Genomic DNA, 17,899 nt, shown 5'->3' with positions numbered 1-17,899 from the left:
CGCATTACGGAGGCGTGATGTTGCGCCGCACATGCTGCACCTGCTAATGCAGCATCAGTGCAGCATTTCAGGATCTTGCAATGACGAGAAACCAGCGCAACCCGGGCGATCCGGTCATCATCAAGAAATACGCCAACCGGCGCCTCTACAACACCGGCACCTCGAGCTACATCACGCTGGAGGATCTCGCGAAGATGACGCGCGAGGACGTGCAGTTCCAGGTGGTCGACGCCAAGACCGGCGACGACATCACGCATTCGATCCTGACCCAGATCATCATGGACGAGGAATCGGGCGGGGCGCAGATGCTGCCGGTCAGCTTCCTGCGCGACCTCATCTCGATGTACGGCAATTCGATGCAGGCGATGATGCCGAGCTATCTCGAAGCGAGCATGGCCAACTTCCGCAAGAACCAGACGGAATTGCGGGAAGCGTTCCGCGAGGGAATGGGCAACAACCCGCTCGCCAAGATCGCCGAAACCAACATGGCGATGATGCGCGCGGCGACCGAAGCGTTCATCCCCGGCACCAGGAAAGCCGAAGCGCCGCAAGCGGATTCGCGCCGGGAGCCACACAAGGACGGCGAGATCGACGCCTTGCGCGAACAGATGGCCGCGATGCAGAAGAAGCTGGACGAACTCGGCAAATAGCGCGAGGGCCGCCCGCCGAACGCCAACTCACAACCGCAGGAAACACCCGTGTCCCAGATCCGCCACGCGCTCTCCGTCAAGCGCGCCGACGATTTCGCCCAGTGGTATCAGGAGGTGATCGCCGCCGCCGACATGGCCGAGGAATCGGGCGTGCGCGGATGCATGGTCATCAAGCCGTGGGGCTACGGCATCTGGGAGCGCATCCAGCGCCTGCTCGACGACCGGATCAAGGCCACCGGCCACGACAACTGCTATTTCCCGATCTTCATCCCGCTGTCGAACTTCGAGCGCGAGGCCGACCACGTCGAAGGCTTCGCCAAGGAAATGGCGGTCGTCACCCATCACCGCCTGATCGCGAATGGGGAGGGCGGGCTGGTGCCCGATCCCGAAGCGAAGCTGGAAGAGCCGCTGGTCGTGCGCCCGACCTCCGAAACGATCATCGGCGACGCGATGGCGCGCTGGGTGCAATCGTGGCGCGACCTGCCGCTCAAGCTCAACCAGTGGGCCAACGTCGTGCGCTGGGAAATGCGCACCCGCATGTTCCTGCGCACCAGCGAATTCCTGTGGCAGGAAGGCCATACCGCGCACGAGACCGCCGAGGATGCGAAGGAGCATACCCTGCGCATGCTCGAAGTCTATCGCGCGCACGCCGAGGAAGACATCGCCATGCCCGTGGTCGCGGGCGAGAAACCCGAGCACGAACGCTTTCCCGGCGCGGTCGAGACCTGGTCGATCGAGGCGATGATGCAGGACGGCAAGGCGCTCCAGGCGGGCACCAGCCATTATCTCGGCACCAATTTCGCCGAAGCCGCGGGCATTCGCTATCAGGACCGCGAAGGCGCGCAGCAACTCTGCCACACAACGAGTTGGGGCGTATCGACGCGCCTCGTCGGCGGCATGATCATGACCCACGGCGACGACGACGGGCTGCGCGTGCCGCCCCGGATCGCTCCGTGGCAGATCGTGATCCTGCCGATGCTGCGCGACAAGCCCGAAGATGCCGCGCTGCTCGAATACTGCGAAGCGCTGCGCGCTGCGCTCGCCAGCGGGTCCGCACTGGGCGAGCCGGTGCGCGTGCTGCTCGACAGCAAGCCGGGCAAGGCGGCGGCCAAGCGGTGGGATTGGGTGCGCAAGGGCGCGCCGGTGATCGTCGAGGTCGGCGGGCGCGACATGGAGGGCGGCGTCGTCAGCCTGCTGCGCCGCGACCGGTTGTGGGGCGAGGATGGCAAGCCCGCCTTCGCAGCCCCCACGCGCGAAGCCGCCGCGCAGGCGATCCCCGCCATGCTCGAGGATATCCAGCAGGCGCTGTTCGCCGAGGCGCGCGAGCGGCGCGAGGCGAACGTGACGCGCGGCGTCGAGACGATGGACGCGCTGAAGCAGTTCTTCGCTTCGAACGGCCGCTATCCGGGCTGGGTCGAGGTTCAGTGGTCGAAGCCGACCGGCGCGGCGCTGGAACAGGTCGTCGAGGCGCTCAAGGCACTCAAACTGACGGTGCGCAACGTGCCGATCGACGCCGCCCCTGCCGATGGCACGTGTCTGTTCACCGGCGATCCGGCGGTCGAGCGGGTGCTGGTCGGCAGGGCGTACTGAAGGCCGTCCCGAGCCCCGGCGAAGACCGGGGCCTCGGGCCATCTGGTCGTCCATCGGCTGCCTGAGATCCTCGCCTTCGCGGGGACACGCACTTGTATTCGTGCGATTTCGCGGCAACAGTGCGCGCCATGCACAAGCTCCTCCCGCTCGCCGCCCTTCTCACCGCAACGCCGCTCGCCGCGCAGGATAATCCCGCCGACAGCGTTTCGCAGGAGCGCCTGCGCGCCGATGTCGAGAAGCTGGTGAGTTTCGGCACCCGCCACACCCTGTCCGTGCAGCACGATCCCGAGCGCGGCATCGGCGCGGCGATCGACTGGGGCCTCGCCGAGTTTGAGCGCATTTCCGAACGCTGCGGCGATTGCCTCACCGTCGTCGCGCCCGAGCGCATGATCGAGGGCAACCGCGTGCCCGAGCCGACCCGTCTGCGCAACGCGGTCGCGATCCAACGCGGCAGCGAGCGGCCGAACGAGGTCGTGATCGTGCAGGGCCATATCGACAGCCGCGTCAGCGACGTGATGGACTCCACCAGCGACGCACCCGGCGCGAACGACGACGGATCGGGCACCGCGCTGGTGATCGAGGCCGCGCGCGTGCTTTCGCAGCACGATTATCCCACCACGATCGTCTACGCGCTGCTCTCGGGCGAGGAGCAGGGGCTCTACGGCGCGCAACTGCTCGCCGACTATGCCGAGGAACAGGGCTGGACGGTGAAGGCCGTGCTCAACAACGACGTCGTCGGCAATTCGTGCGGATCGGACGGCTATTGCGACGATACCCACGTGCGCGTGTTCTCCGAAGGCCCGCGCCTCGACCTGACCGACGAGGCGCGCGCGGCGCAGCGCCGCGACGGGGGCGAGAACGACAGTCCCTCGCGCAATCTCTCGCGCTGGCTCGACGACCTGGCGGAAGGCCACACCACCGATGATGCGGCGGGCCTCGACGTCCGCCAGATCTGGCGAACCGACCGCATGGGGCGCGGCGGCGACCACATTCCGTTCCTCGAAAAGGGCTATCCGGCGGTCCGCTTCTCGGTCGCGGTCGAGGATTACGAGCACCAGCATCAGGACCTGCGCACCGAAGACGGCACGGTCTACGGCGACACGATCGACGAGATGGATTTCCCCTATCTGGCGAAAGTCACCCGGCTGAACGTGCGCGCGCTCGACGCGCTGGCGCAGACCGCGATGCCCCCCACGCCCACGGCGGAGGCCGCGGTGCAGACCTTCACCGAAATCGCGTGGGACGAGGTGCCCGGCGCCACCGGCTACACGATCTGGCAGCGCCGCCCCGACGAACCCTACTGGCGCGACGAACCGGTGATCGAGAACGTCGTCGCCACCAGCGCCAAGCTCGAAGGGGTGCGCGGCGACGACTGGATCTTCGGCGTCAGCTCGCGCAGCGCCGACGGCTCGCAGAGCCCGGTCGCAAGCGCGGTGCCCGCCGGCGGGTTTCATCCCATCGAGCAATAGGCCCGCAAAGCCGCAGCGGCGTGCAATCCGGGCTCCGATGGGATAGTCTTTCGCAGGAACCATCGAAAGGAACCCGCCCATGTCCCCGTTCGCCAAAGTCGGCCTCGCCTGCGCGCTGGCGGCCATGCCTGCCGCGGCGCTCGCTCATCACGGGTGGAGTTCCTACAACGAGGACGAGCCGATCACGCTGACCGGCCCGCTCAAGGATGTCCGTTGGGGCAACCCGCACGGCAGCGCGAAGATGAACTGGCGCGGCGCGGAGTGGGACGTGGTCCTCGCGCCCGTCTCGCGCATGGAGCAGCGCGGCCTCACGCTCGATGCGATCGACGACCGCAAACGGGTCACGATCACCGGCTATATCCGCCGCGACGGCACACGCGAGATGCGGGTCGAGCGGATCAGGGCGGGCGGCAAGGTCGTCGAACTGCGCTGAGCCATCGTGGAATCGCTGCTTCTCGCCCTGAACGGCTGGCTCGACGGCATCGGGCTGGTCGACTGGGCGCGTGGCAGCGCGGTGGTCTATCCGATCGCGAACGTGCTCCATATCCTCGGGCTGGTCATGCTGGTCGGCGCGATCGCGGTGGTCGATCTGCGGATCGCGGGGCTGTGGCGCCGCCTCCCGCTCGAGCCGCTGTCGCACGCGCTCACGCCGATCGCGATCGCGGGGCTGCTGGTGCAGGGCGCGTCGGGCCTCGTCCTGTTCGCGGCCGATGGCGAGGCCCTGGCCACATCGACCACGTTCCAGCTCAAGCTGATCCTCCTCGCGCTGGCGGTGCTCAACGCCCTCTCGTTCCGGTTCCGCTGGCGGCGCAAGCGGCCGGGCGCTCTCGCGCAGCCATCGCCGATCGAACGCGCCTCGGCGCTGTTCTCGCTTTTCGTATGGGTCTGCATCGCCATCCTCGGCAGGCTGATCGCCTACTACTGAGCCGCGCTGCTTGAGCGCGCCGGGCTGAGGGCCCATATGGCGCGCATGAAAAGAACAGTACACGGACTGCCCACGCGCGAGCAGATCCTCGAATTCATCCAGAGCTCCGACAAGATCGCGGGCAAGCGCGAGATCGCCAAGGCGTTCGGCCTCAAAGGCCAGGAAAAGATCGCGCTGAAGAAGCGCCTCAAGGACATGGCCGAGGAAGGCCTGATCGACGGGCGCAAGACCGCCTATCACCGCATGGGCGGGGTGCCCAAGGTCACCGTGCTGCGCGTGCTGGAGATCGACGACGGCGAGCCCTTCGCCATCCCCGACGCCTGGCAGCCCGACGACGCCACCCCGCCGCCGCGCCTCCGCGTGATCGAAGGCAAGAAAGGGAAGGGTCGCCACGCCGCGCTCAAGGTCGGCGACCGCGTGCTCGCGCGGACCGAGGAAACCGGGCGCGGATGGACCGCGCATGTCATGAAGAAGCTCCCCGCGCGCACCGAGGGGCTGATGGGCGTGGTCGAGATCGACAAGAGCGGCAAAGGCTGGCTCGCCCCGGTCGACAAGCGGGTGCGCCAGTCCTCCCCCATCGCCGATCTCGGCGGTGCGGAGGAAGGCCAGCTCGTGCTCGCCGAACCCGCCGGGCGCGGCCACCGCGCCGGGGTCAATGTGGTCGAGGTGCTCGGCGATCCCCTCGCGCCCAAGAGCTTTTCGCTAATCGCCATCGCCAAACACGGCATCCCGCACGTGTTCCCCGAAGCCGCGATCGAGGAAGCCAAGCGCGCCGCGAAGCTGCCGCTCAGCGAGGACAGGCGCGAGGACCTGCGCCACCTGCCGATCGTCGCGATCGATCCCGCCGACGCGCGCGATCACGACGACGCGATCTGGGCCAAGCCCGATGGGGCGGGCGGCTACGACGCGCTCGTCGCCATCGCCGACGTCAGCTTCTACGTCCGCCCCGGCAGCGAATTGGACCGCGAGGCGCGGAAGCGCGGGAACTCAGTCTATTTCCCCGATCGCGTCGTGCCGATGCTGCCCGAAGTTCTCAGCGCCGACGTGTGCTCCCTCAAGGAAGGCGAGGACCGGGCAGCGATGGCCTGCCACCTGACAATCGCGCCCGACGGTAAGGTGACCAAGTGGCGCTTCACCCGCGCGACCGTGCGCATCTCGCACAACGTCGCCTACGAGGATGCGCAGGCCGCGATCGACGGCGGCGACGCCCCCGAACACCTCCGCAACCTGTGGAGCGCATGGAAGCTCCTCCTCGCCGCCCGCACCGCGCGCGACCCGCTCGAACTCGACCTACCCGAGCGGCAGGTCCGGCTCGACGAGCAGGGCAAGATCGCCGAGATCGCGGTGCGCGAACGGCTCGATGCGCACCGCGTGGTGGAAGATTTCATGATCGCGGCCAATGTCGCCGCGGCCAAGGCGCTCGAAAGCAAGAAGGCGCCGGTCGTCTATCGCGTGCACGAGACGCCGAGCCGAGAGAAGCTGGTCGCGCTCAAGGAATATCTCGCCACGTTCGGGCGCAGCATGGCGCTGGGGCAGGTCGTTACCCCCGGCCTGTTCAACCGAATGCTCAAGGACGTGACCGACGAGAGCGAGAAGGCGCAAGTGATGGAGGCGGTGCTGCGCACGCAGACGCAGGCCTATTACGGGCCGGCGAACGCGGGGCACTTCGGCCTCGCGCTCGGTTCCTACGCGCATTTCACCTCGCCGATCCGGCGCTACGCCGACCTGCTGGTCCACCGCGCGCTGGTCGACGCCTATGCGCTCGAACAGCCGAAACCGGCAGGCGACCTGCCGCCCGCCACCGGCCTGTCGGACCGCGACCGGGCCGATCTGGGCAAAGTCGCCGAAGCGATCAGCAAGGCCGAGCGCCGCGCAATGGAGGCCGAACGCGACACGATCGACCGCTACGTCGCCGCATGGCTCGCGGGCCGGGTGGGCGAGACCTTCGCCACCCGCATCACCGGCGTGCAGTCGTTCGGGTTCTTCGCCACCATCGTCGGGCTGGGCGGCGACGGGCTGGTCCCCGTCTCGACGCTGGGCAACGAATACTACCGCTACGACGAAGCCGCGCAGGCGCTGGTCGGCGTGGACAGCGGCCGGCGATTCGCTCCGGGCGACCGGCTGGAACTGCGGCTGGGCGAAGCGAACGCGCTGACCGGCGCGCTCAAGTTCGAATTGCCGGGCAGCGAGAGCCGCATCGAACCGCGCGGCGACCGGCCCGCGCCGCGCGCGAAACCGAAGGGCAATCACGCTAAGGGCAAACCCGCAAACAACAAACCCGCTCAGGGAAAACGCGGTCGCCCCGCCAATATCCGCCACCAGGGGCGGGGGAAGAAGCGCTAGCTGCTAACCGTCGGTCGCGAGCGCATCGATCGCGTCCATTTCCAGTCCGCCGGGCACGACATAGAGCGGGCAGTGCAGTCCGCCCGAATGCGCGGCGAAGTGGGTGATGAGCGGCCCCGGCCCGCCTTCCTCCGCCGAACCGAGCACCAGCGCGGCGACCTCGGCGTGTTCGGCGAGGTATTCCTTGATCACCGCCTGCCCTTCGCCCACGCGCACCGCGATCGTGGGCATCTTGCCGCTTTCGGAATAGAGGTTGCCCGCCGCGCTGCTGGCCATCACCTCGGCACGGTCCTGCGCCTCCTGCTCGATCGTCGCCTGCACTCCGCCGAAGGCGTTGAAGCTCTGCGGCTGGACCAGCGCGAGGATGTGCACCGCGCCGCCGGTCGCCTGCGCGCGGCGCGCGGCGAAGCGCAGCGCTTTGCGCGCTTCCTCGGTCTCGTCCATGATCACGAGATAGACCCGCATATGCATTCCCTCCGGCGGCGGGATATCGGATGAAAACGTATTCCGTGCAAGAACCTTGCCCGGCGCGGCCAAATTGGCCACAGCGGGCGCGAAAAACTCGCGAGGACCCGACGTAAACATGCCCACGCCGATCAAGATGCCCGCCCTTTCGCCCACGATGGAAGAAGGCACGCTGGCCAAATGGCTCGTGAAGGAAGGCGACCAGGTCAGCGCGGGCGACATCATGGCCGAGATCGAGACCGACAAGGCGACGATGGAGTTCGAGGCGGTCGACGAAGGCACGATCGTCAAGATCGAAGTGCCCGAGGGCACCGAAGGCGTGAAGGTCGGCACCGTGATCGCCACGCTCGCGGGTGAGGACGAGGACCCGGAGGAAGCGAAAGCGGCCTCCGGTTCGGGCGAAGAAGAGAAGCCCTCGGAAGATTCGGCCGACGAGGAGAAAGAAACGCCTGCGAAGGCCAAGCCCGCGGGCGAGGAAAAGAAGGCGCCCGAGGACAAATCCGAGGATGCCGCTCCTGAAAAGCCGAAAACCCCCGCCGCCCCACAGGCCGATGGCGACCGTGTGATCGCCAGCCCCTTGGCCAGGCGCATCGCCGAGCAGAAGGGCCTCGATCTGTCCGCCGTGAAGGGCAGCGGCCCCAATGGCCGGATCGTCAAGGCCGATGTCGAGGCTGCCGAACCGGGCAAGGCGCCTGCCAAAGACACCGCGAAGGACACGGACGGCGCGAAGGCGCCCGCGAAAGCACCTGCCGGTTCCGATCTCGGCGCGCCTTACGAGGCGATCAAGCTCAACAATGTGCGCAAGGTCATCGCGCGCCGCCTGACCGAGGCCAAGCAGACCATCCCGCACATCTACCTCACCGTGGACGTGCGCCTCGATGCCCTGCTCAAGCTGCGCGGCGAACTCAACGCCAGCCTCGAGGCGGACGGCGTGAAGCTGTCGGTTAACGATCTGCTGATCAAGGCGCTCGCCCGCGCGCTCCAGCGCGTGCCGCAGTGCAACGTCAGCTTCCAGGGCGACGAGCTGTACCAGTATCAGCGGCAGGACGTGTCGGTCGCGGTCGCCGCGCCCAGCGGCCTCATCACCCCGATCGTGGTCGATGCGGGGCGCAAGGGCCTCGCCGAAATCTCCACCGAGATGAAGGAACTCGCGGGCAAGGCCAAGGAAGGCAAGCTCCAACCGCACGAATATCAGGGCGGCACCGCCAGCCTTTCCAACCTCGGGATGTTCGGCACCAAGCAGTTCGATGCAGTCATCAACCCGCCGCAGGCGATGATCATGGCGGTCGGCGCTGGCGAGAAGCGCCCGCACGTGATCGACGGCGCGCTGGGCGTCGCCACGATGATGAGCGCGACCGGCAGCTTCGACCACCGCGCGATCGACGGCGTCGACGGCGCGCAACTGATGGACGCCTTCCGCCAGCTGGTCGAAAACCCGATGGGCCTCGTGGTCTGAGGTGATCCGGCTGCTCGCCATCGCGCTGCTGGCCGGGCAGGGCTTCGGCCCGCCCGCGCCCGATACGGTGCAGGCGAGCGACGTGCGCGTGCCGATGATCGGGCTGGAAGGCCCGGTAACGGATGCCTGCGGCGGGATTGCGCGGATCGCGACTTACGACGAGGACGAAATCGTGCGCGAGCGGCCCGACGCCGAGGCGCTGGAAACTGACACCCTGCCGCCCCGTTCGCTGGTCTGGCTGTGCGAGGGCGAGGGCGAATGGCAGGGCATCGTCTACCCCTCGGGTGAGTTCCAGGAACTGGGCGATTGCCGCGTCAGCAGCCCGATCGCCGAAAGCCGCCCCTATGATGGCCCCTGCCGCCACGGCTGGGTGACCGCCGCGAACCTCCAACTGGTGGCGGGCTGAATGGGCGATAGCCGCGAACCGATGATCCGCGTCACCGCGATGCCGGCGGACACCAACCCTTATGGCGGGGTGTTCGGCGGCTGGCTGATGAGCCAGATGGCCTTGGGCGCGGGCGCGCTGGCGAGCCGGGTGGGGCGGGGCAAGGCCGTGGTCGTCTCGGCCACCGATTTCGCCTTTCCCGGCGCGATGGCGGTGGGCGACGAACTGTCGGTCTATTGCGAGATCGCCGCTACCGGCACCACCTCGCTGACCATCGCCGCCGAAGCCATCGCCCGCGAACGCAACGGCGAAGCGACGGTGAAAGTGGCGTGCGGCACGTTCAGGTTCGTGCTGCTCGACGACACGGACCGGCCGCGTGCGGTGGGCGAGGGTGCGCGATGATCGCTGTCCTACACCGACCCATCCGTGCCATCGTCACGCGATGCACACTCGACGACCGCTCGATGAAACCGCGCCTTCCCGGACCGCGCAAGGCGACATATTCCACGCCCAAGGCGACACCCGCACCCCGCAAGGCGACGGGTTTACCCCGCAAGGCGACGCATTTCCGCACAAGGCGACCTTTTATCGCCTGGACAGTGTAACAACCGGTCCATGTCTGTGGGCCGACGCAAGACCAAACAGGACGAATCATGGCTGACAAATACGACGTTATCGTGCTCGGATCGGGCCCCGGCGGCTATGTCGCGGCGATCCGCTGCGCGCAGCTGGGCCTCAAGACCGCGATCGTGGAGCGCGAGCTGCTCGGCGGCATCTGCCTCAACTGGGGCTGCATCCCGACCAAGGCGCTGCTGCGCTCGGCCGAGATCTTCCATTACATGCAGAACGCGGGCGACTACGGTCTCAAGGCCAAGGAGATCGAGGCCGATCTCGAAGCGGTTGTGAAGCGCAGCCGCGGCGTCGCCAAGCAGCTCAACCAAGGCGTCACGCACCTGATGAAGAAGAACAAGATCGCGGTGCACATGGGGGAGGGCACGCTGACCGGCCCCACCAGCCTGACCGTGAAAGGCGACAAGGGCGAGGAGAAGCTGGAGGCGAAGCACGTCATCGTCGCCACCGGCGCCCGCGCGCGCGACCTGCCGTTCGCCAAGGCCGACGGCAAGCGTATCTGGACCTATCGCCACGCGATGACGCCGCCCGAAATGCCCAAGAAGCTGCTGGTGATCGGATCGGGCGCGATCGGGATCGAATTCGCCAGCTTCTACAACGACATGGGCGCCGAAGTTACCGTGGTCGAGATGCTCGACCGGATCGTGCCGGTGGAGGACAAGGACGTCTCCGCCTTCCTCGAGAAGTCGCTGACCAAGCAGGGCATGACGATCATGACCGGCGCGGGGGTGGAGGATATCAAGACCTCCGCCAGCGGCGTGAAGGCGAAGATCAAGGCGAAGGACGGCAAGGTCGCCGAGCAGGACTTCACCCACGTGATCGTCGCGGTCGGCATCCAGCCCAACACCGAGAGCATCGGGCTGGAAAAGCTGGCCGAGATGGAGAAGGGCTTCATTCAGATCGACCCTTACGGCCGCACCAAGTCGAAGGGCCTGTGGGCGATCGGCGATTGCACCCCGGGCCCGTGGCTGGCGCACAAGGCGAGCCACGAGGGCGTCACCGCCGCCGAGGCGATCGCGCAGGAGCTGGGCAACAGGGATGTCCACCCACACGCCCTCGACCGCGCCAACATCCCCGGCTGCACCTATTGCCACCCGCAGGTCGCCAGCGTCGGTATGACCGAAGCGAAGGCGAAGGAGGCCGGGCACGAGGTCAAGGCCGGCACGTTCCCCTTCATCGGTAACGGCAAGGCGATCGCGCTGGGCGAGGCCGAAGGCTTCATCAAGACGGTGTTCGATGCCAAGACCGGCGAGCTGCTCGGCGCGCACATGATCGGCGCCGAAGTGACCGAACTGATCCAGGGCTATACCGTCGGCAAGCAGCTCGAGACGACCGAAGCCGAGCTGATGCAGACCGTGTTCCCGCATCCGACCCTGTCCGAAATGATGCACGAAAGCGTGCTCGCCGCCTACGGACGGGCGCTGCACATCTGATTTAGGCATGAGGAGGGCGCGTTGACCGGTTTCCTGATCCTCGCCTTCGTCATCCTGATGGCCGGGGTCGCCGCGGTCCCGCTGGCGACGCGTTTCGGCCTCGGTTCGGTGCTCGGCTACCTGCTCGCGGGGATGGCGCTCTCGCCGCTGCTCCTCGCGCTGGGGGTCGATGTCGAAGGGCTGCAGGCCTTTGCCGAATTCGGCGTGGTGATGATGCTGTTCATCGTCGGGCTGGAGGTCGAGCCGAAACGGCTGTGGGAAATGCGCCGCCGCCTGATCGGGCTGGGCGGGGGACAGGTAGTTGCGACCACGCTCGTGCTCGCGGGCGCGATGTACCTCGCGGGCGAGCAGTGGCGCACCGCGCTCGCGATCGGCATGATCCTCGCGCTGTCCTCGACCGCGATCATCGTCGAGACGCTGACCGAGAAGGGCCTGCTCAAGAGCGAAGGCGGCGAGGCGGGCTTCTCGGTCTTGCTGTTCCAGGATGTGGCGGTCATCCCGATCCTGGCGATCTTGCCGTTTCTCGCGCTGCCCGAACTGGCGGCGGCGGGCGGCGCGGTGGCCGAAGGCGCGCACGGCCACGGCGGTCTCGACATCACCGCGGGCATGCCCGTCTGGCTGTCCGCGCTGACCACGCTCGCCGCGGTCGGCGCGGTCGTGCTGATCGGCGCCTATCTCACGCGGCCGGTGTTCCGCTACATCGCGGGCGCGCACTTGCGCGAACTGTTCACCGCCGCCGCGCTGGTGTTCGTGATCGGCATCGCGCTGCTGATGACCTTCGTCGGTCTCTCGCCCGCGCTGGGCACGTTCCTCGCCGGCGTGGTGCTCGCCAACAGCGAGTACCGGCACGAACTCGAAAGCGACATCGAGCCGTTCAAGGGGCTGCTGCTGGGGCTGTTCTTCATCACCGTGGGCGCGGGGATCGACTTCGCGCTGGCGGTCGAGAACTGGGGCACCGTGCTGTTCTGGGCCGCGGTGGTGATCGCGGTAAAGGTGCTGGTGCTCGCCGCGATCGCGCGCATCGCGGGCATCCGCCGCCAGTCGAGCTGGCTGTTCTCGCTCAGCCTCGCGCAGGCGGGCGAGTTCGCCTTCGTCCTGATCGCCTTCGCTGTCGCCAACTTCGTGCTGGATAGCGAGACGGCGGACCTGCTGCTGCTGGTCGTGGCGCTGACGATGCTCGTCACGCCGCTGCTGTTCATCGCCTACGATAAGCTGATCGAAGCCGCCTATTGCCGCGGCGAGGAGCGCGAGGCGGACACCATCGCGGAGGAGAACCCGATCATCATCGCGGGCCGCGGCCGTGTCGGCGGCATCGTCGACCGCATGCTCGACGCCGCGGGGCACCGCGCGACGGTGATCGACTACGATTCGACCCATCTCGAACACCTCAAGAAGTTCGGCGTGACGAGCTACTTCGGCGACGCGACCCGGCCCGATCTGCTCGCCAGCGCCGGTATCGCGCGGGCGCGACTGCTGATCGTGGCGCTCGACGAGCGCGAGCAGATCGACAAGCTGGTCGGCTACGCGCTGCAGAACTTCCCGAACCTGCACGTCATCGCCCGCGCGATCGACCGCGACCATGTTTACCACCTGTGGGCGATGGGCGCGCGCGACGTGATCCGCGAAACCTATGACGCTTCGCTGCGCATGGGCCGCTCGGCTTACGAAGCGCTCGGGGCGGACCGGCAATCGGCGATGGCGATGCGCGACGCGTTCGAGGAGATGGACCGTACTTCGATGCGCGAAGTCGCCGATCTCTACCGCAACGACATTCCCGCGTGGGAGAACGAGCCGCTGCTCGCCAAGGTCCGCGAGCTGCGCGCCGAATGGGATCCCAAGCTGCGCGAACAGATGGACGAGATCGTCGGAAGGGGGCGCTGAACGAATGGCACAGGGCACCCACCTCTACGTCCCCGATCCGCGCAACGACACCGTGCTGATCGACGTCAACGGCGAACACTTCGCGCGCGCCGAAGCCAAGGTCAGCGTGTTCGACAGCGGCTTCATGCTCGGCGACGGGGTGTGGGAGGGCATCCGCCTGCACCATGGGCGCCTCGCCTTCCTCGATCGCCACCTCGATCGGCTGTGGCGCGGGGCGAAGGCGATCCACATGGATATCGGCGTGCCGCGCGAAGAACTCGAACGGCGGCTCTACGCCTTGCTCGACGCAAACGGCATGGACGGTGACGGCGTGCATGTCCGGCTGATGGTCACGCGCGGCGTGCGCTCGACCCCGTATCAGGATCCGCGCGTGGTGGTGACGCCCGCGACGATCGTCCTCATTCCCGAATGGAAGGAGCCCGCGCCCGAGACCGCGACGCGGATGCTCAACCTGTTCACCGTCCACGTCCGCCGCGGCTATCCCGACGTGCAGGACCCGATGCTCAATTCGCATTCGAAGCTCAACTGCATCACCGCCTGCATCCAGGCCGCGCAAGCGGGCGCGGACGAGGGGCTGATGCTCGATCCGCACGGCTTCGTCGCGACCTGCAATTCGACCCACTTCTTCATCGTGAAGGATGGCGAGATCTGGACCTCGAGCGGCGACTACTGCCTCGACGGGATCACCCGCGGCATGGTGATCGAGATCGCGCGCGAGGCCGGGGTCGTGGTGCGCGAGCGCAACTTCTCGCTCACCCACGTATATGGCGCGGACGAGGCGTTCACCACCGGCACTTTCGCCGGGGTCGCGCCGGTCGGTTCGGTCGACGGGCGGGTGCTCGGCACCGGGCGCGGGCCGATGGTCGAGAAGCTCCAACGGCTCTACCTCGCCCGGATCGACGAGGACGTGCGAGGGCAAACAAGACCGTGACGATCCGCATCGCCATGTGGTCCGGCCCGCGCAACATCTCGACCGCGATGATGCGCAGCTTCGGCGCGCGAAGCGACTGCGCGGTGTCGGACGAGCCGTTCTACGGCGCTTTCCTCGAGGCCACCGGCGAACTGCATCCGATGGCGGCGGAGACGATCGCCGATATGGACTGCGACTGGAGCTCGGTGCTCGCGGCGCAATCGGGCGAAGCGCCGGGCGGCGCGTCGGTCTGGTATCAGAAGCATATGCCGCACCATATGGTCGGCCCGGTCGGCATCGCCGACATGCCGCACCATCGCCACGCCTTCCTGATCCGCGCGCCCGAGCGTGTGGTCGCCAGCTATGCCGCGAAGAACGAACTTCGCCGCGCCGAGATGCTCGGCTTCGCGCAGCTGCGGCGGTACTTCGAGCATGAGGCGGAGCGGACCGGCGAAATCCCGCCGGTGGTCGATTCGGACGACGTGCTCGCCGATCCGGCGGGCGTGCTCGCGCGGCTCTGCGCGGCGCTCGGGATCGGCTGGGACGCCGCGATGCTGCGCTGGGCGCGCGGGCCGCATCCTGAGGACGGCGTGTGGGGCGCGCACTGGTACGACAAGGTCAACGCGTCGACCGGCTTCGGCGCTCCGCCGGGTCCGCTGCCCACGCTCGAAGGCGCCTTCGCCGAAACCGCCGAAGCCTGCCGCGAGGATTACGCAGCGCTCCGCCGCCATGCGCTGACCGCCCAAAGCGATGGATGAAAATCCGTTCGGCGAACAAATTCGGCGGTTTGTCGACCGGCGCGGTCGCCTTTTTGCCATCCCGTGCGTTTCCTTTCGTGAAGGAGCGGCACGATGGAATACGAGATCGAGGACGACCCGCAGGGCGATCACGACGTCGCCGAGGCCGACCGCACCGGCGGGGTGCGCGAGAACCACATCGTCCGCCGCAACCCCGCACCTGCGAAAACCCGGCGCCCAACCCAGCCCAGGTGATGTCATGGCGGACAGGGTGGACTTATTAAGTCTCAAACTAATGATTTGAAATCATTTTTTACTTAAATGGCCGCCAAAACCGAACCCACATTTCACCCCACACGCCTGCTCTGTCGCGTGTTTGGACTAAAGAATATTGCTCTATATTGCGCCACATTGTCCAGCTGTTTTCTGTAGCATTCCCAGTTGGGTGTAGAGGCTATCGCTCTATTTCAAGCGCTCCTTGAGTATTTTGATAGCAGAGGCGCCCTGTCGCTTAGAACCGAATCTAAAACGACAGGGCTACACCATCTGGACGTTCGCATGGGGGCGTAAGGACGATGGTGCACCAGATGAACTCGCAATCATAAATCTCGCTCCTGAGCGTCTCGCGCGAAGTGCTGGTGCCCTGCCGCTCTAAGGAGGCAGACACGATAGGGCGAACCATCGGACGGGTCTCATCGTATAGTGGTGCATGGCGGTTGTGACAGCCCCACCAGGAGAAGTCTTACCAGCAGTTAATCTAGTCCGTTCCTGAGCGGTCCTGCTGAGGGCGCTCAATGGCTGGAAGTGGGCCGAAAGCGGACCGGCAGCTTTTAGGATTGAACGAGGAAAAAGTGGACACTCGGGCAGTGGGTTCGACAGGCTGTTCCCGCCGGCGGCGGCCAGTGGACGGCGCAGAACGGTCCGCTGACCCTGCCGTTCCTCTTTACCTGCCGAAATTAGCGGGCGACCAGCAAACTACGCCCCTTGGCAACATGACTAAGGGCGGGCGTGGAATGCTATTAACCCCTTTCGTCCGATTGGTTGACACCAAACTCTTTAAGAATTATTCAGATTCATGCGCTGCAGGAAAAATGATCAAGGGCTAGATTCGCATGGACACTTATGAACGCCTTCGGGCAACCGCAATCGCCATGATTGTCCGGGATACCCCGGACCAGTTCTGGGTCGATCTGCGCGAATTGTCGAAAATAACCTATGCGGATGCGTTCGCAGATGTGGCTACCGACCGCAATGTCCTGCCAGATCAGAAGATCGACGACCTGCTCCAGAGGCGGCATTTTCGGATGGAAAAACTATTGATCGATCTCGCTGCCAAGTACGGCATGTCGCATTCGATGAGCTTAATTGTCCAGAACAATCGCCGCCATGCCTATGTCTTCAAGGACGAGGTTGCTATGACCCAGTCCTACGTTCAGGCTATAGGCTCAATGCCGCAGCCTGCCAAGTTCCGCGAACGTCTCGCCAATGCAATGGGTTTACCGCGTCTCGATCTCGGCGACGAACCCGACGGGGCATTCATCATGCCGAACGTCTATGGGGTGATCGCCCATAACCCGGTTGGTCGGCGGTTCAACGCGGATGAACAAAAGCTCGGAACGATCCAGCTCTGCGTGCCGGCGCGCGATTTCAAAGCTTGGGCCGTCGAACTGAGCATCACCGAGATTCTTGCGTCTTATCCTGAGGCGCCCAAGAAGACTGCGCCGAAGCGTTCGCTGCGCTGGAAAAAGCCCAAAGATAATGAAGGTACCGGAACGGACGGGAAAAAATGAGCATCATCGCCCAGGGATTCGTGGGTGCGCGTTTGACCGAGGCGCGCAAGGCGCGGGGAATCAGTGCAACCGACCTAGCTGATATGGTTGGCGTGAGTGTGCAGTCGATCTCAAAGTATGAAAACGACAGGCAGAGCCCCAAGCTGGACGTCGTTCACAACCTCGCCGCCACCCTGAAGTTTCCGCACGACTATTTCCTGCGGCCCGTACCGGGACGCGACGAACGGCCGATCTTCTGGCGCGCTCGGCTATCAGCCCCACCGCTTGCGCGTGATCGGGCTGAAGTGCGACTGGAATGGATGAAGGAACTCGTTGACTATCTGGCATCTTTTTTCGAGCTCCCTGCACTGAATATTCCAACAATTGAATTTACCGAAGAGAGCTTTGGCAGCTCCGATTTCGTCGAGCGGGTAGCTCAAGAAATCCGGGAATTTTGGGACATTCGTCCTGGTCCGATGCCGGACACGGTCGAGCTTTTGGAAAATAACGGCATTCTCGTTTCCAGGATCCATGTGCGCGCAGACAAGCTCGACGCATTCTCCCAGTGGTCTGATCGTTTCGGTATTCCATTCGTAGTCCTGTCGCGTGACAAGGCTAGCGCGTGTCGGCAGCGATTCGACGTGCTCCACGAACTCGTTCATATCGTTTGCCATGCCAACATTCCGCAGAGGCGGCTGAATGACCGCGCCTTCTACAAGGCAGTCGAGAAGCAAGCTGATCAGATCGCGTCTGCTATGCTTCTGCCGGAGCCTGATTTCATGGGCGAGCTCTATGCGCCGTCGCTGGACGGCTTCCTGACCCTGAAGGAGCGCTGGGGTGCTTCTGTCGGCGCCATGATCATGCGCAGCAAACAACTTGATCTGATTGACGACGATGATGCTCGGCGTCTGTGGATCAACTACAATCGCAGGGGCTGGCGGAAAGGCGAGCCGTTGGATGGCAAGCTTGAAGTCGAGGAGCCGCAGCTCATTCGCCGCAGCTTTGAAATGCTGATGGAAGAAGGGGTGCAATCAGCGACCCAGATTCTCAAAGCCTTGCCGCTTCCCGTTTCTGACCTCGAAGAACTGGCGGACCTGGAGGCAGGCACTCTCTCGGGAATCAGCGATCGCAGAGCGGCACCGGTCCTGAAGGACAAGTTCAAGCAGAATTCCAACGTGGTCTCGATCTTTGGCGATAAGACCTGAACGGCACACGGAGCGTGGCCTAATTGGCCAGCACTGTCCCGTCAAAACCTG

17 protein-coding genes are annotated in these 17,899 nt (G+C 65.7%); 16 read left to right on the top strand and 1 reads right to left on the bottom strand.

Annotated features, from left to right (window positions below):
• Positions 1-80: 80 nt before the first annotated feature.
• The 6 genes from phaR (at position 81) to rnr (ending at position 6,977) form a co-directional block, all read left to right on the top strand.
• On the top strand, positions 81-650 hold the full coding sequence (gene phaR, locus ACE3QC_RS03165; protein ID WP_374405657.1) for a polyhydroxyalkanoate synthesis repressor PhaR: 570 nt from the start codon (positions 81-83) through the stop codon (positions 648-650).
• A gap of 48 nt (positions 651-698) precedes the next feature.
• On the top strand, positions 699-2,240 hold the full coding sequence (gene proS, locus ACE3QC_RS03160) for a proline--tRNA ligase (RefSeq protein ID WP_374405656.1): 1,542 nt from the start codon (positions 699-701) through the stop codon (positions 2,238-2,240).
• 128 nt (positions 2,241-2,368) lie between these two features.
• Positions 2,369-3,709, top strand: coding sequence for a M28 family peptidase (locus tag ACE3QC_RS03155; RefSeq protein WP_374405655.1), 1,341 nt, complete (start codon positions 2,369-2,371; stop codon positions 3,707-3,709).
• Between the two features lie 79 nt (positions 3,710-3,788).
• Positions 3,789-4,142, top strand: coding sequence for a DUF6152 family protein (locus ACE3QC_RS03150; protein ID WP_374405654.1), 354 nt, complete (start codon positions 3,789-3,791; stop codon positions 4,140-4,142).
• Positions 4,143-4,148: 6 nt separating this feature from the next.
• Positions 4,149-4,634, top strand: coding sequence for a hypothetical protein (locus tag ACE3QC_RS03145; protein ID WP_374405653.1), 486 nt, complete (start codon positions 4,149-4,151; stop codon positions 4,632-4,634).
• Between the two features lie 36 nt (positions 4,635-4,670).
• The gene (gene rnr / locus ACE3QC_RS03140) at positions 4,671-6,977 is read left to right on the top strand and encodes a ribonuclease R (RefSeq protein ID WP_374405652.1); all 2,307 of its coding nucleotides are present in this window, start codon (positions 4,671-4,673) and stop codon (positions 6,975-6,977) included.
• Between the two features lie 3 nt (positions 6,978-6,980).
• Here rnr and ACE3QC_RS03135 read toward each other — a convergent pair whose 3' ends face one another.
• A complete protein-coding gene (locus tag ACE3QC_RS03135) occupies positions 6,981-7,442 on the bottom strand; it encodes a universal stress protein (RefSeq protein ID WP_374405651.1) in 462 nt (153 codons plus the stop codon).
• Between the two features lie 118 nt (positions 7,443-7,560).
• Between ACE3QC_RS03135 and ACE3QC_RS03130 the strand changes: the two genes are divergently transcribed.
• The 10 genes from ACE3QC_RS03130 (at position 7,561) to ACE3QC_RS03085 (ending at position 17,848) form a co-directional block, all read left to right on the top strand.
• Positions 7,561-8,898 (top strand): pyruvate dehydrogenase complex dihydrolipoamide acetyltransferase, encoded by a 1,338-nt coding sequence (locus ACE3QC_RS03130; RefSeq protein ID WP_374405650.1) that lies wholly within the window; start codon positions 7,561-7,563, stop codon positions 8,896-8,898.
• A gap of 1 nt (position 8,899) precedes the next feature.
• A complete protein-coding gene (locus ACE3QC_RS03125; protein ID WP_374405649.1) occupies positions 8,900-9,304 on the top strand; it encodes a hypothetical protein in 405 nt (134 codons plus the stop codon).
• Positions 9,305-9,685, top strand: a complete 381-nt coding sequence (locus tag ACE3QC_RS03120) for an acyl-CoA thioesterase (protein WP_374405648.1) — start codon at positions 9,305-9,307, stop codon at positions 9,683-9,685.
• A 251-nt stretch (positions 9,686-9,936) separates the two neighbouring features.
• On the top strand, positions 9,937-11,346 hold the full coding sequence (gene lpdA / locus ACE3QC_RS03115; RefSeq protein ID WP_374405647.1) for a dihydrolipoyl dehydrogenase: 1,410 nt from the start codon (positions 9,937-9,939) through the stop codon (positions 11,344-11,346).
• 21 nt (positions 11,347-11,367) lie between these two features.
• Positions 11,368-13,227, top strand: a complete 1,860-nt coding sequence (locus ACE3QC_RS03110) for a cation:proton antiporter (RefSeq protein WP_374405646.1) — start codon at positions 11,368-11,370, stop codon at positions 13,225-13,227.
• Positions 13,228-13,231: 4 nt separating this feature from the next.
• On the top strand, positions 13,232-14,158 hold the full coding sequence (locus ACE3QC_RS03105) for an aminotransferase class IV (RefSeq protein WP_374405645.1): 927 nt from the start codon (positions 13,232-13,234) through the stop codon (positions 14,156-14,158).
• Positions 14,155-14,895, top strand: coding sequence for an HAD family hydrolase (locus tag ACE3QC_RS03100; protein WP_374405644.1), 741 nt, complete (start codon positions 14,155-14,157; stop codon positions 14,893-14,895). The genes ACE3QC_RS03105 and ACE3QC_RS03100 overlap by 4 nt, the downstream gene beginning before the upstream one ends.
• A gap of 93 nt (positions 14,896-14,988) precedes the next feature.
• Positions 14,989-15,129 carry a hypothetical protein gene (locus tag ACE3QC_RS03095; RefSeq protein ID WP_374405643.1) on the top strand — a complete coding sequence of 47 codons (141 nt, stop codon included), beginning with the start codon at positions 14,989-14,991 and terminating at the stop codon, positions 15,127-15,129.
• An 857-nt stretch (positions 15,130-15,986) separates the two neighbouring features.
• The gene (locus ACE3QC_RS03090; RefSeq protein ID WP_374405642.1) at positions 15,987-16,664 is read left to right on the top strand and encodes a hypothetical protein; all 678 of its coding nucleotides are present in this window, start codon (positions 15,987-15,989) and stop codon (positions 16,662-16,664) included.
• Positions 16,661-17,848: a helix-turn-helix domain-containing protein gene (locus ACE3QC_RS03085; RefSeq protein ID WP_374405641.1), complete on the top strand. Its 1,188-nt coding sequence runs from the start codon at positions 16,661-16,663 to the stop codon at positions 17,846-17,848. The genes ACE3QC_RS03090 and ACE3QC_RS03085 overlap by 4 nt, the downstream gene beginning before the upstream one ends.
• The last annotated feature ends 51 nt before the right edge of the window (positions 17,849-17,899 follow it).

It is taken from the genome of Pelagerythrobacter sp. (assembly GCF_041912895.1).
Lineage (GTDB): Bacteria > Pseudomonadota > Alphaproteobacteria > Sphingomonadales > Sphingomonadaceae > Pelagerythrobacter.
This window is presented reverse-complemented; position numbering and strand designations above follow the sequence as displayed.

What these genes read in the sequence shown, in the direction of transcription:
- ACE3QC_RS03130 (WP_374405650.1), top strand. Translation starts at nt 7,561, where the DNA reads ATGCCCACGCCGATCAAGATGCCCGCCCTTTCGCCCACGATGGAAGAA.
- ACE3QC_RS03135 (WP_374405651.1), bottom strand. Translation starts at nt 7,442, where the DNA reads ATGCGGGTCTATCTCGTGATCATGGACGAGACCGAGGAAGCGCGCAAA.
- ACE3QC_RS03085 (WP_374405641.1), top strand. Translation starts at nt 16,661, where the DNA reads ATGAGCATCATCGCCCAGGGATTCGTGGGTGCGCGTTTGACCGAGGCG.
- ACE3QC_RS03155 (WP_374405655.1), top strand. Translation starts at nt 2,369, where the DNA reads ATGCACAAGCTCCTCCCGCTCGCCGCCCTTCTCACCGCAACGCCGCTC.
- lpdA (WP_374405647.1), top strand. Translation starts at nt 9,937, where the DNA reads ATGGCTGACAAATACGACGTTATCGTGCTCGGATCGGGCCCCGGCGGC.
- ACE3QC_RS03095 (WP_374405643.1), top strand. Translation starts at nt 14,989, where the DNA reads ATGGAATACGAGATCGAGGACGACCCGCAGGGCGATCACGACGTCGCC.
- ACE3QC_RS03120 (WP_374405648.1), top strand. Translation starts at nt 9,305, where the DNA reads ATGGGCGATAGCCGCGAACCGATGATCCGCGTCACCGCGATGCCGGCG.
- phaR (WP_374405657.1), top strand. Translation starts at nt 81, where the DNA reads ATGACGAGAAACCAGCGCAACCCGGGCGATCCGGTCATCATCAAGAAA.
- ACE3QC_RS03105 (WP_374405645.1), top strand. Translation starts at nt 13,232, where the DNA reads ATGGCACAGGGCACCCACCTCTACGTCCCCGATCCGCGCAACGACACC.
- rnr (WP_374405652.1), top strand. Translation starts at nt 4,671, where the DNA reads ATGGCGCGCATGAAAAGAACAGTACACGGACTGCCCACGCGCGAGCAG.
- ACE3QC_RS03150 (WP_374405654.1), top strand. Translation starts at nt 3,789, where the DNA reads ATGTCCCCGTTCGCCAAAGTCGGCCTCGCCTGCGCGCTGGCGGCCATG.
- ACE3QC_RS03090 (WP_374405642.1), top strand. Translation starts at nt 15,987, where the DNA reads ATGGACACTTATGAACGCCTTCGGGCAACCGCAATCGCCATGATTGTC.